Origin of the sequence: uncultured Arcanobacterium sp. (genome assembly GCF_947253055.1) — a bacterium.
GTDB lineage: Bacteria > Actinomycetota > Actinomycetes > Actinomycetales > Actinomycetaceae > Arcanobacterium_A.
The window spans coordinates 1-13,632 of record NZ_CAMXYE010000039.1 but is presented as its reverse complement, the minus strand read 5'-3'; the positions used below and the strand labels follow the sequence as shown (position 1 = coordinate 13,632).

General features: G+C 47.4%; 11 protein-coding genes. 8 read left to right on the top strand and 3 right to left on the bottom strand.

Annotated elements, in window-relative coordinates; all coding sequences use genetic code 11:
• Together Q0X35_RS03810 and Q0X35_RS03805 are read left to right on the top strand one after the other, a co-directional pair.
• A partial coding sequence (locus tag Q0X35_RS03810) for a PD-(D/E)XK nuclease family protein (protein WP_297565628.1) occupies positions 1-1,239 on the top strand: 1,239 nt, incomplete at its 5' end.
• Positions 1,236-4,961 (top strand): ATP-dependent DNA helicase, encoded by a 3,726-nt coding sequence (locus Q0X35_RS03805; RefSeq protein ID WP_297565624.1) that lies wholly within the window; start codon positions 1,236-1,238, stop codon positions 4,959-4,961. The genes Q0X35_RS03810 and Q0X35_RS03805, both read left to right, overlap by 4 nt.
• Before the next feature lie 108 nt (positions 4,962-5,069).
• On the opposite strand, the gene Q0X35_RS03800 is transcribed toward Q0X35_RS03805, so the two are convergent.
• Positions 5,070-6,239, bottom strand: a complete 1,170-nt coding sequence (locus tag Q0X35_RS03800) for a phosphotransferase (protein ID WP_297565622.1) — start codon at positions 6,237-6,239, stop codon at positions 5,070-5,072.
• Positions 6,240-6,336: 97 nt separating this feature from the next.
• Between Q0X35_RS03800 and prfB the strand changes: the two genes are divergently transcribed.
• The 6 genes from prfB (at position 6,337) to Q0X35_RS03770 (ending at position 12,624) form a co-directional block, all read left to right on the top strand.
• Positions 6,337-7,485: a peptide chain release factor 2 gene (gene prfB, locus Q0X35_RS03795; protein ID WP_297565620.1), complete on the top strand. Its 1,149-nt coding sequence runs from the start codon at positions 6,337-6,339 to the stop codon at positions 7,483-7,485.
• Positions 7,486-7,643: 158 nt separating this feature from the next.
• Complete coding sequence (gene ftsE / locus Q0X35_RS03790) at positions 7,644-8,336, top strand: cell division ATP-binding protein FtsE (protein ID WP_297565618.1); 693 nt, start codon at positions 7,644-7,646, stop codon at positions 8,334-8,336.
• Entirely contained in the window at positions 8,333-9,241 is a 909-nt protein-coding gene (ftsX, locus tag Q0X35_RS03785) for a permease-like cell division protein FtsX (protein WP_073996594.1), read from the top strand. Before ftsE ends, ftsX begins: the two co-directional genes overlap by 4 nt.
• Before the next feature lie 15 nt (positions 9,242-9,256).
• Positions 9,257-10,540, top strand: a complete 1,284-nt coding sequence (locus tag Q0X35_RS03780) for a murein hydrolase activator EnvC (RefSeq protein ID WP_297565616.1) — start codon at positions 9,257-9,259, stop codon at positions 10,538-10,540.
• Between the two features lie 25 nt (positions 10,541-10,565).
• A complete protein-coding gene (smpB, locus tag Q0X35_RS03775; RefSeq protein ID WP_297565614.1) occupies positions 10,566-11,066 on the top strand; it encodes an SsrA-binding protein SmpB in 501 nt (166 codons plus the stop codon).
• 37 nt (positions 11,067-11,103) lie between these two features.
• A complete protein-coding gene (locus Q0X35_RS03770) occupies positions 11,104-12,624 on the top strand; it encodes a hypothetical protein (protein WP_297565612.1) in 1,521 nt (506 codons plus the stop codon).
• Positions 12,625-12,630: 6 nt separating this feature from the next.
• On the opposite strand, the gene Q0X35_RS03765 is transcribed toward Q0X35_RS03770, so the two are convergent.
• On the bottom strand, positions 12,631-13,260 hold the full coding sequence (locus Q0X35_RS03765; protein ID WP_297565609.1) for an ABC transporter ATP-binding protein: 630 nt from the start codon (positions 13,258-13,260) through the stop codon (positions 12,631-12,633).
• Positions 13,261-13,269: 9 nt separating this feature from the next.
• A partial coding sequence (locus Q0X35_RS03760; RefSeq protein WP_297565607.1) for an FtsX-like permease family protein occupies positions 13,270-13,632 on the bottom strand: 363 nt, incomplete at its 5' end.

The window sequence follows — 13,632 nt, the reverse complement described above, 5'->3', positions numbered from 1 at the left end:
CGTCTTCGAAATCCGCTTACGAAAGTGCCAGAGCTCTGTACCGTCACTCTGGCTGCACATATAGCGGGAGCGGATCTAGATCCGCAGCAGACTTATGCAGATGTAATTGACGATGAATTGCGAATGTTACTGCAAGCGGCGAGTCGGGCGGAGAAATCCTTACTTATAGGGTGTTTGGATAATGAAGAAGACAGCCCTTCGCGCTTTATAGAGTGGCTTACTAGTGCGGATTTTGCTTTACATCATCAGGAAGAATCGGCTTTGCCGCTAGATAAAGAAAGTTTATTGGGCAGTATATATCGATACCGAAAAAGTAAAAATGCGAGCTTAGCTGCGGGAGTGGAAGCTATTGCGGAAGATTTGCAAAAATCAGGGCTACTTAGAATGCCGGTGTTTGTAGCAGAGCTTCCTATCAGCATGCAGGAGCCTTTAGGAGAAGGTAAATGGCGGATTTCTCCTTCGCGCATCGAAATGACAATGAAGTGTCCGCTGCGTTCTTTCTTCTCGCGTATTGGTGGAGAGCGCGCCGATAAAACTTTACGGCAGGATATGGGAATATTAATTCATTCTATTGCCGAGAATCATCCACGTTTAGAAGGGACCTATGAGCAAACTCTGCAAGTACTTTTAGATGAATTAACAGCTCGGTGGGCGGAGTTGAATTTAGATCCAGCTTTGGCTTCTACGCTCTATTCACGGGAAAGAGCGGAAACAATGTTGAAAAAGTACTGCAAATATTTGGAGGATTTGCCGGATAATTTACAGGAAGTTTATCCGGAGCTACGGGCGCACTACAGTGATGAAGAGATAGAAGTAAATGCTAAAATAGATCGCCTAGAATATGATGCACAAGATCCAACTCAAGTGCGGGTGGCTGATTTAAAGACGGGGACAAAAGCTCCTGCACTAAAGGAGATTCCAGGTAATCCGCAGTTGCGTATTTACCAGTGGTTGGTGGACAACGGATCGGTAAAGCTGCCCCCAGGTAAGGAAAAAGAGAATCTACATTCTCTAGGAGCTACTCTGCTTTATGTAAATACCGGCACGCAGAAAATATCGTCCCGGAAGCAGAAGCCGAGCAATGAAGCAGAAATTAGCGATACTTATCAGCTTCTGCGTGAAGTAGCACAGCTAGATAAAGGGCCAAATTTTTTGGCAGTTCCCAGTTCTGCTAATTGCGAGTATTGCCAGTTTAAGGCACTGTGCCCTGCACAAGAAGGGGAGAGGATATTTTCATGAGTTCATTAAGTTTTACTGATTTCGTCAGTACCCTAAAATTTCCTCCTACTTCAGAGCAAGAAACGGTAATTCGCTCTACCGCTCCGGTAATTTTAGTAGTCGCGGGTGCAGGTTCCGGTAAAACTGCCACTATGACGCAGCGTATTGCTTGGAAAGTAGCGAGCGGAGAAGTAGCCCCTCAGGAAGTACTCGGGTTGACTTTTACCCGCAAAGCTGCGAGAGAATTAGCAGAGCGGGCGAGCGATAGTTTACAGTTGGTGGATAAAAAATTCCGAATAGATAATTCTTGCCCTTCTTTGGAGCCAAATGAACAGGCGGCGAAGATACATGCGCAGTTGCAGCGCCCGACCGTGAGTACCTATAACGCTTTTGCTTCTGATTTAGCTACTTCTTATGCCATGTTGATTGGGGAAAATGCGCGCGCCCGGCTTATTACTAATGCGGAGAAGTGGCTGATTATGCAGAATATAGTGCACAATTTTTCCGCTGCAGAAGATGTCGATGAGCTGCGGAAAGTCTCAGCGGATACTGTAATCAAGGCTGCGTTAGCCTTGGCAGAAAAAATTATCAGTAATCAATTGCAGATTTCGGAAGCGCGGAGCGCTCTTCTAGAAGAGGCCGCAGCTACGGAAGACCTATTGAGTGGAAAAAGTTTTAATGAATCAAAGTCTTTCCAAGATACCGAAGCAGAGAAAGAGTGTGAGAACTTAAATGGAACTATAGAAAAACTCCGCAATCGCGCTGCTATTTTGCAAATGGTGGAGAAGTATTTTCAATATAAAAAAGAGCATTCTTTAATTGAATACGCTGATCAAGTAGCTATAGCTGGGCGAGTATTACGGGAAGTACCGGAGATTGGGGAAGAACTACGGAAAAAATACAAATTAATAATTTTGGATGAATACCAGGATACTTCTGTTATTCAAGCTCAATTTTTGGCGGACGCATTTCGCGGGAGCTATTCTCTCTGTGCGGTGGGAGATCCCAATCAGGCAATATATGGTTGGCGAGGTGCAAGTGCCAATGCCCTCAGTGATTTTATGGAAGTTTTTTCTGTAGCCGAAGAAAATGTTCTTTCTTTATCCACCGCTTTTCGGAATGGAAAAAATATCCTCGCAGCTGCTAATCGCATTACCAAAGGTTTTTCTAAAGAGCCGGATATTTCGAAAGTATACGAAAAAGTAGAAAACTTTAATTTACAAGAGCGCCCTTGGCTAAGTAAACCGGCGAGGATAACTACTCCTGCTATGGAGAAGCTGCATAAAAAATTACCACAGCTCAATGCAGCTCCAGGAGCTGCCGCTGGGAAAGTACTTTATACGCACAGAATACTGCAGCAAGATTCCTATCAAGCTATTGCGCAGAATATTGCGAAATATTTTCAAACTGCGTCGGGGAGTGGAGAAGAAAAATCCGCTGGAAAGTCCCTCACTGCTGCAGTATTGCTACGAGAAAATAAATATATACCAGATGTGGTAGAAGCCCTTAGAGCGGAAAACTTAGAAGTAGAGGTATTTTCTGGAGAAGCAATAATTACTTTCCCGGAGATAAAAGCAGTGCGGTCACTACTGCGTATAGCTATCGACACCGCTCGCAACGATGATCTGCTCTATTTAGAAAACTTCTTTCATCTGGGCGCAAAAGATCTCTATGCTTTTTCCCGTCTTGAAATAGCAGATAATAGCGGCAATGAGGAAGATGGGCCCCGAAAAGAAAATGCTAATACCCGGGTCGAATACTTAGATTTTGCACTTAAACCGCATTTGCTAACTGGTTGGGAAAAAATATCTACAGCTGGGCAGGAGCGTTTTTGCCATATAGCAAAGCTAGTGCGGGAAATCAGGCAAAACTTACAATTGCCGCTGCCGGAATTAATTAGGCTGGCAGAAGATCTCTTAGATTTACCTATCTATGCAGCCAGCCGCGGGCAGGGAAGTGCACAAGTGCGCACGGCCCTGCAGATATTTATAAATATGGGAGAAGAGTATGCCGCTGCACAGGAACGCACTGCTTTGCGAGATTTTCTGGATTGGTTAGAGCTAGCGGTAGAAAAAGAAAGTGGCGATACCATTACCTACGGTGTAGATGCCGTGCTCACTGAAGCATGCACGGATATTAATCCGAAACAAGGGGTGGTGCAGGTACTTACTATGCATTCTGCAAAAGGCTTGGAATGGGATATCGTCGCTATTCCCGAGATGGTGAAGAACGGACTTAAAGAATTTCGTTACACTTTTTGGAACACTGACCGTGAATCCCTCCCTATATCCTTACGTTTAGATAAAAAATATATTCCTAATTTCCAAGTAGCTGGAGCGGAAATTCCACAGATACCCTTTATAGATGAAGCTGATCCAGAGTATTACCGCGCCGGAGTGCTGTGCTGGCTGTATTTTCATTATAAAAATCGCTTGGTGCCCAAATATACAACTGATGAGGCGCGGCGGCTTGCTTATGTGGCATTTACTCGCCCGAAAAAGCTATTAATTCTCGCTAGCTATACATACAAAGATGAGAAAAATGAAAAGGTGCTGGAAATAGCTCAAGACTGCTTAAAACATATAAAAGAAGGCACTGAATGGGATGAAAATCCGTTGCTTAGAGATTTGCAAGAAAATTATTCGATGTTTCTAGCGGAGCTTTTTGACGCAGAAGCTGAAATAGCAGCAGAAACTGATTTTATAGAATGCGATGCGGAGAATGAAGGTGTATTCCGCACCGAAGAGCATCTCTTCGATATGAAAAGTTATCTCAGCTGGTGTAAAAAAAGATTTCCCCAGTGGGGAGAAGCCCAGTCGGCTGCCGCAGACGCAGATGCAGCAGAAGATTCTGCTGCTAATACCCCTAAATCTGTATTTTCCGAATTGCCGGTTAAGAAGTTATTGAGATCAGGAGATGATCTCCGCTATTGGCCAGTAGATGTGCAGCGCAGTTTAGAGTCGGCAGCTGAATCAGAGACTGAAATAACGGATACTGCTGCGCAGGAACTACTGGCGCAATTCCAAGCAGAGGCGGAACTACTCGTGGCAGAAAAAGAAGCGGCAGAGCAGGATACCGAAGAATTAGAACTCGGGCCTTATCTCACAGCTTCTTCTCTAGTAGCTATCAGCAGAAATCCGCAAGAATTTCTCTTACAGCATCTCCGACCACTCCCTGCGCGCCCACTTCGGGCAGCGCGGCGTGGTACCGCGGTGCATGGAGCTATCGCTGAGTATTTTTCTACCCCGGCAGTACTTGATATTGATGCAGTAGCTGAGCCGGGTGAAATGCCGCTAGATGCGGCTAGTGAAATTACGGCGGCAGATGAGAAAAAGCTGTATCGGCGCTTTCGAGATTCTCCTTTTGCCACCTGGCAGCCGGTAGCTATTGAGCAACCAGTAGAAGTTACCTTAAACGATATGCCTGTACGGTGTGTAATCGATGCCGTATTTGATACTTCGGAAATACCGGGGCATCGGCCTTTTACTATCGTGGATTGGAAGACGGGGAAGCGCCCCGGCGCAGCGGATTTACCCAGTTGTGAATATCAGCTGGCTATTTATCGTTTAGCATGGGCACATGCGCGGGATATAGATTTAGAAGATATAGAAGTTTGTTTTTATTATCTAGGGGAAAAAGATCCGCAGCGGCGGCTTTTGCGGGGAAAAGTTATGAGCAGAGAAGAAATAATTGCAAATATAGATAAGAATTTGCGCGCTGCCCAAGCTGCCCTTTTCCAATAATTTTGCTAAAGCTCACAGGTATAATTTGCCCTTTCTTAACGCTTATTTGAGAAGTGTTATCTGAGCAGATTACAGTGGGCAGATTGCTTTTCGGCGCTGTCACTCTTTTTATTCGGCACTCTCAGTGCTCTCAGCGCTATGAGGAGTATTGGTACTCTCGGCACTGTCATCACTTGCCGCACTATCGGGGGTATCAGCACTGCTGGCACTATTTTCCGCACCATTCAGAGCGCTAATCAGCTCCGGGGCACTAATAGCGCTTGGCGCGCTGGCGGCACTCAGTGCAGTTACGGCAGTAGAGGTGGAAATTACCGTTTCTATTTCTGCGTTAAGAGGAGCTACTTCCCAGCTCGGCTCGGAATTTAGTTCGGGGTCAGCCTCCACCGCCTCCAATAAATCGTCGAGCATCTTCTGCGCCTCGGTAATGACCTTTTCATCATGAGAGCGCACCCCGTGCATCAGCCAGCGGGGAATAGCCAATTCACTCATCAAGAGGCTGCGGGTGAGGAAATTTTCATCTACTTCCTCTTCGCGGGCATTCTGATACGAAGCAAAGGCGGCATCGAATATATCCTCCGGCAAAGCTGCTGATAAATTAGCAAAGTCCCGGGCTCCGTCACTCAAATTTGCTTCTCCGAACCCTAAGAAACAAGAAATTTGCCCCTCTGACCAAAGGATATTCTCTTCTGCCACATCTCCATGGCTCACACACGGAGAAAAATTCCACAGCGCAGTATCTTCTAAAGCCCGCTCCCAGCGGCGTAAAAGCAGCCCTGGAATAGTGGCACTGGTAGAGGCATCATGTAAAGCGGCAAGGAGGCGCTTTCGCCAGGCGTCGGCAGTATAGGAAGGCATGCCGGCTTTATTTATCACTTCTGGATTGAGATTGTGAATCGCTGCTAAGGCTCTGCCCATTTCTTGAGCATCGCTGAGCGTAAAATCGGCAAAATCTTTTGCTCTTCCTACCGGGGAGCGGTACACCATTGCTCGCCCGTGCTTTACAGCCGTGAAGCCAGCCGGGCGCAGTACGTCAAAAGGAAGTTTTCCACTTTGCAATTCGGCCAGTAAAGCGGGCGCAATCCCAGCTTCTGCTTCGAGAATAGTTCCAGCTTGGCTATGCCGCGGATATTTCACAGTCCATTTTCTTCCTTTACTATCCAGTACGCCGGTGTAGAGGAAATCGTCAGTGCGCGAAATGGGCGGGCGGGTGCCCACTACTTCAATTTCGTCTCGCGCAGCCACCGCCAGAGCAGCCAGATGTAAAGGAGTAATATTCACATTTCTACGGTAGCTATCTTTTTCGAAAAAAGGAAAATACACACCGATTGCTTTCCGAATATAAATAAATACCGATAATACCGTAGACTTTGGAAACGTGGTCACCGATTATAAAAATGAAATTCGCCAGCTACGCCATTCTTTTGCACAAATAGCAGCCGTCACGGATATACCGCATCTGCAAGCAGAGATTTCGCGGCTCACTGCGGCGTCGACAGCTCCGGATTTCTGGGAAGATACTGAAAAAGCGCAAAAAGCTACTGCCACTATTTCGCATATGCAGGGGCGTGTAGATGAACTAAAAGAAATGGAGCGGCGCCTCGACGACCTAGAAACTCTAGTGGAAATGGCAGAAGAAGAGCTAGGGAGTGATCCAGAAACCGCCGCTGAGCTATATCGCGATGCAGATAAACAACTACCACTAATTAATGAAGATTTAGCTAGCTTAGAGATTCAGACCCTACTTTCGGGAGAATACGACGAACGCAATGCGGTGGTGACTATTCGCTCCGGCGTGGGTGGCATAGATGCGGCTGATTTTGCACAAATGCTGCAGCGCATGTATCTGCGCTGGGCAGAGCGGCATAATTACCCCACGAAAGTTTTAGATACTTCTTATGCGGAAGAAGCGGGAATTAAATCCACCACTTTTGAAGTATCAGCTCCTTATGCTTACGGTCGGCTCTCGGTAGAGGCGGGTACTCACCGTCTGGTGCGTATATCTCCTTTCGATAACCAATCACGCCGGCAGACTTCTTTTGCGGCGGTAGAAGTAATTCCGCTTATTGAATCTACTGACCATATTGAGATTCCGGAAAGTGATTTGAAAATCGACGTTTTTCGCTCTTCCGGCCCGGGCGGGCAGAGCGTAAATACTACTGATTCGGCAGTGCGGATGACTCATTTACCCACCGGAATCGTGGTATCTATGCAAGATGAAAAATCGCAGATTCAAAATCGGGCGGCTGCTTTGCGGGTCCTACAATCGCGGTTGTTGCAGCTGCGCCACGAAGAGGAGCAAGCAAAAAAGAAAGAACTCGCCGGAGATGTGAAAGCCTCCTGGGGTGATCAGATGCGTTCTTATGTGCTGCATCCGTACCAGATGGTAAAAGATCTACGTACTAATTGCGAGGTAGGAAATACGGATGCAGTTTTCGACGGCGATATAGATGCTTTTATCGACGCCGGTATTCGCTGGCGGCAAGCCGCGGCGCGCGCGGAAGCTAATTCCTCTGCAAATTCTTAAAAGTAATCGGTTTGAAATTGCCGGATAAGTTAATTCGGTTCTGAAATAGCCAGATAAGGGTGATTTTAAGCAGATATCGGCGTGCCTAGCCTACTTCTGCGGTGCAGCAAATTAGTCTAGCTAGAGATTAGCAAAACTATAGAGGGTAAAGCTGGCAGATGATAACTTTTGAAAACACTACCAAGCTCTATATTAAAGGCGCGCAACCGGCTCTAGATAGAGTAAATCTGAATATAGAGCGCGGCGATTTCGTATTTTTAGTTGGAGCTTCCGGTTCCGGAAAATCTACAATGCTTTCGCTTATTTCTGCTGAGCTGCGCCCGACTTCCGGAAAAGTATATGTACTAGGGCGAGATTTAGCTACTGTTTCCCAGCGGCGCGTGCCTTATTTGCGCCGGCAAATTGGTTATGTATTTCAGGATTTTCGCCTGCTTCCGGATAAAAACGTCTACGAAAATGTAGCTCTTGCCATGCAGGTAATAGGAAAACGGCGGCATGCGATTCGCAAGCAAGTGCCCTTGGTGCTGGAAATGGTGGGCTTAGCTGGAAAAGAAAGACGGCGTATGCATGAGCTCTCCGGTGGAGAAATGCAGCGGGTGGCTATTGCGCGGGCGATGGTAAATCGCCCCGAGGTACTATTAGCAGACGAGCCCACTGGTAATCTCGATTTTGAAACCGCTTCTGATATTATGCGGCTTCTGGATCGAATCAACCGCCAAGGTACTACCGTGGTGATGGCTACGCACGACCGCGCTATTGTAGATCAGCTGCGCAAACGAGTAGTGGAACTAGTAGATGGAAGAGTTGTGCGCGACCAAGAAGGCGGAGTGTACGGAGGTGGGCATCGATGAGATTACGTTTCGCTATTTCGCAAACTTTCAAAGGCCTGCGCGGCAATATCGCGATGGCGTTTTCGGTTCTTCTCGTGACTTTCGTGTCGATGCTTTTTGTGGGAGCAGCCGTCCTCTTTCAAATTCAAATTAACGACTTAAAAGATGACTGGTACGACAAGGTAGAAGTATCGGCTTTTATGTGCCCCACTGATTCGGCTAAACCGCAGTGTGCAGCGGGAGAAGCCACAGATGAGCAAATAAAAGCGATTGAAGAGTATCTAGGTACTGGTGAGCTGAAACCCTATATCGAAAAAGTATATTTTGAATCGAAAGCAGACGCTTTAGCTTCTTTTAAGAAGATTATGGCGGATTCTTCCTGGGCAGAAGCTATGACGGAAGATCAGATGCAGGCTTCTTTCCGGGTGAAACTCGTAAACCCCGCAGAATACCAAATCGTAGCTGATGCGCTCGAAGGGCGGGACGGAGTAGAAGTAGTAGTAGATCAGCGGAAACAGTTGGAGCCGCTTTTCAATATTTTGAATCGTTTTACGCTGGTATCTGGCGGTTTAGCTTTGATTATGATTTTGACGGCTTTGCTCCTCATTCCTTCTACAATTCGGCTTTCGGCTATGTTCCGCCGGCACGAAACTGAGATTATGCGCTATGTAGGAGCTTCCAATACGATGATTCAATTGCCTTTCGTGCTGGAAGGCGTGATTGCTGCCTTTACGGGAGCTCTTTTGGCTGCGCTCAGTCTCGGGGCGGTAGTGGAGTTCTTTATCCAAGATTGGTTCGGCGCCACCTGGGTAAAGATTGTGAATATGCATGATGTGCTGCTTGTAGCTCCGGTTTTACTTATTTCGGCAGTGCTTATTGCTTCAGTGACTTCTTTTGTGGCTTTGCGCCGCTATACGCAGGTATAGAAAGGGAGGAAGATTATGCGGAAAGTATCTTGTGCAATAGTTGGTCTACTTACAGCAGTAGCCGGAATTGTGATGCTGACCCCGCTGGGTGGCTTTGCTGCTGATCGCGATGATTTAGTCAGCCAGCAGGAGAGTAAAGATCGGCAGATTTCCTCTTTACAAGCACAGCTCGAGGGAGTGGATACAGAGCTGCAAAAAATAATAATCGAATTGGAAAACACGCGGAGCCAGGTACCGGCAGCTGAAGAAAAGTTGGCGCAGGCAGAGAGAGCAGTTTCCGCAGCGGAGCGGAAAGCGGAAGAAAAAGCAGCTCTGCTGCAGGCAGCACAGAAAGAGCTCGCTGATATTACTGCTCAACAGCAGCAGGCAGATGATTTAGCTGGTGAATCACGGGAATCTTTAGGAGCTTTAGCGCGTGCTGCTTACCGCGGCGATACTGGCCCCTCTACTCTGGATTTAATTGTGGGATCTTCTTCGGCAGAAGATTTCCTCGCTGCTTTCTTAGCCAATGAAACGATTGCCCGTACGCAGTCCGCAGCCTTTACTTCTGGGCAACAGAGTGGAGCGGCTGCCCGAAATGGTGCAGCTCGCCAGAAAGCGGTAGAGAAAACAATCGCTGATTTGAAGGCGGAAGCGGATGCGGTCTTAGCGGAAAAAGAATCTGCGCAGCAGGCTGCGCAGGCCGAGCGTACCAAGTTGGATGATTTAGAGAAGCAAATTAATGCGCAGAATGCGCAGTTGCAGGCGCGAAAGGGCGATTATGAGGCCTCTTTAGCGCAAGTAAAGACGGAGCGGAATAATTTAGCTGCGCAAATTGCGCAGATTGATGCCGCCAATCGGGCAGGTGGTAATAATTGGCAGCCGGCTGGAAGCGGGGGAGCCTACTGGTTAATGCCGCCTATTCCTAAGCCTTTCTATATGACTTCTTCTTTTGGAGGGAGAGTTCATCCAGTTACTGGTTACCGTACTTTCCACTATGGAGTTGATTTAGGCTCGCCATGTGGGCAGCTGCAAACAGCTGGAGCGGCTGGTACCGTAGTAGAAACGGTTCCGGCGTATCTAGGCGGGAGCGGTGGAGCCCAAGTAATGATTAATCATGGTACAGTGAATGGTTCTTCTTGGGTGACGGTACATTTGCATCTATCGGCAATTAGCGTATCTCCTGGGCAACGAGTGGCGCAGGGGACTGTGATTGGGCGGACGGGTGCTACGGGGCGTGTCACCGGGTGCCACGTACATTATGAGGTATGGCAGAATGGGACTCCTATTAACCCGATGAGCTTACCCTCTTTCCAGTAGTAATAATTCATACGAGTAGGTAGCTGTGAATTCTGCACAAGCAAAGGCGAACGCGGCAGCTAAAAAAGCGATTGCGCGCAATAAAAAAGCCTTGCACGATTATTTTATTGATAAAACTTTCGAAGCGGGTTTAGCTCTTTCCGGCACGGAAGTAAAATCTTTGCGCGCCGGAAGAGCATCTATTAATGAAGCGTGGATAGATTTTGATCGGCGTGGAGAAGCTTGGCTGGTGGGGGCCAATATTCCAGTATATGCTTCGGGGTCTTGGACTAATCACAATCCGACCCAAAAGCGGAAATTACTTCTGCATAAGAGTGAAATACGGGAGCTAGCTCAGAAAGTAAAAGCGAAAGGTACCACCGCAGTGCCTTTGGAGCTGTACTTTATACGGGGAATGGCGAAGGTGGAAATTGCCTTAGCACACGGGAAGCAGGATTGGGATAAACGGGAAACTTTGCGGCGTAAGCAAGATGAGCGAGAAGCTGCGCGAGCCGTGGCGCAGTTCCGAAAAGGATACCGAAATTGACGCTGTTTAGTGCAGTAGATTGGCGCGAGAGATACTCATGCATAATATTCTAAAAAACGCTGTATTTAGCTATGCAATTAACGAGAAGGCGGAAGCAGAATTTGCTCAGCACCTACCTTTGGCCGAAAATCTGGTGCTTAACTACACCGAAGCGACGGAAGTAAAGTGGGCAGAAAATGATTCTAAAACGCACCGCGTGGTAGTGCTGGGATTATGCGTAGATGCGCATGGAGAATTGACGCGCGAGCAAATACCGGATTTTTTAATGAAAAGTAGCGAGCAAGGCGGATTGAGCCAAGCTTGGATGGCGGCAAATCGGTGTGCAGGAAAATTCCTGATTTATCTGCATTGCCCCGCGGGTAGTTTTATGTGGGGAGATGCTACCTGCTCTCTCGGAATTTACTATACGCAGAGTTCCGCGGTGCCCGCGGTGGCAGTTAGTGAAAATTTAGCGGCGTATTACGGCAAAATTACTGACGGCAAAATTACTGGCAGTAAACTTAATGACGGCAAAATTAATGCAGAGCAAGAGCTAGATATAGAGATTACGAAAAACGCTCCACTCGGCCAGCCCTTGCCAGCAGACCGCTCGAGCTATAAAAAAGTGCGGATACTGCTTCCGAATCATGCTTTAGATTTAAGTACCTATCGGGCGCGGCGTTTATCCTTACCGGCAGTTAAGCCAGTTTTTGATATAGAGGATATTGCGGCTATCTCCGAGCGCTTAATAGCAAATATATATCGGGAATATGCTAAGTATTATCAACTTACTTGCCCGCTCACTGCCGGATACGACAGCCGGATGAATTTTGCTTTTGCGCAGAAGCTGGGCGGCGATATTCCTTATTATACTTTCAAGCATCCCGATTTTTCGGAGGAAACTCCTGATTTACAAATAGCGCAGCGTCTTTGTGCTGCTTACGGGAGAGAGCATCAAGTAGTAGCAGATTTACAAATGCCGCCAGCAGAGCAGGAAAAGTATCGTGCGCTAATTGGCCGCGATTGCAATGAATATACCTTGCATTTGGCTTATACCTATAAGCAAGCTTTCGGAACGCGAGCTCTGCTAAACGGAAATAATATAGATCAGATTGGGAAAAGCGTCACCGGTAATAGTATTCCGCTCCCACTTATCGGACCGCGTTTCGTGCGAGCGCGTATTTACAATTCTGGAAGAGCTGCACTAGCTATTCTCAAAGAATACTTAGCGCAAATACCAGGAGCGGAAAGAAAGTATCTAGCAGATTTAGTAGCTTGGGAAAATGATTGCTGCCGGTGGGCAGGGCAAAGCGAAATTACTTACGGAATTTGTGGAGTGAATATGCTCAATCTCTACAATTGCCGCGAGCTGCTTATGCTCTGGGTGCAAGTACCGAGAAAAAAGCGCGTCGCCAAACAAATTCATCAAGCACTGTTCCGGCGGCTAGATATGCAACTTTTAAGTTTTCCTTTCACTCCGGAAAGTCGCATAAAGCGTTTCCTGCGTTTGCACTGGTGGGCCTTCTATCTAGCTGCTTTCCCGTATGCGGCGCTAGTGACGCTGCGCAGCCGGCGTTAGTTCTCCTTATTTTTCTATTAAGCGGCGCCCTTTTAGTTGCAAGGTAATATCAGCAGCTGCAGCTAGTTGCTTCGAGTGCGTTACCACGATTACGCATTTTCCATTGCGCGCCGCATTGCGCAAAATTTCAATCACTTCTGCGGCCGTAGTTTCGTCTAGATTTCCGGTAGGTTCATCAGCCAGAATAATCGGGGCAGGAGATACTAGAGCTCTTCCGATAGCTACGCGCTGTTGCTGGCCGCCAGAGAGCTGGAGTACATTGCGGCGAGCTTCCTCTTTGCTCAGACCTAATTCTGCCAGATTTTCCCAGCTAGCTTTTTTATCTACTAGACGCAGGTTCTCGAGTGGGGTTAAGTAGTCGATTAGATTGTAGTTTTGGAATACGAGCGAAATCTGCTCCCGCCGATGCTGTGAATATCCAGTTTCGGCAATATCTTTTCCTTGGAATTTTACTGCTCCTTTGGTGGGAGAATCTAAACCAGCGAGTAGGCTCAGTAAGGTTGATTTACCTGCTCCCGAGGCTCCGACTATGGCGTAGAACTTACCGAGAGAAAAATCCATGCAGAGATCGGCCAATACTTTCGTATTGGATCCGGGATAAGAATAGCTGATGTGGTCAAGTTGTAAAATATTCATTTATTGCTCCTAGCTCATTTGCGAAAGAATAGATTTTGGGGTTTTACGGAAAATAGGGAAGAGGGCGGCGCTGAGGGAAATAAATATTATTGAATATCCCCCTGCCAAGGCGGCCAAGGTAGAGAGAATACCACCTGATTCGGCTGAGAGAGCGGCGAGAGTAGCATCGCCGGATCTCGCCAATAAAGCCGTGCTGAGTGAACTGCTGAGGAAGTGGCCGATTAAGAGAGCAAGGAGGGCGGATAGCGCTCCGAGCAGTGCAATCTCAATAATGAATTGCACTAAGATATTCAGCTTTGATTTACCGAGAGCCAGCAGAATTCCTATTTCGCGAATTCTCCCGCGCGCCCAGAAAATCAGGACTAGCCCGAG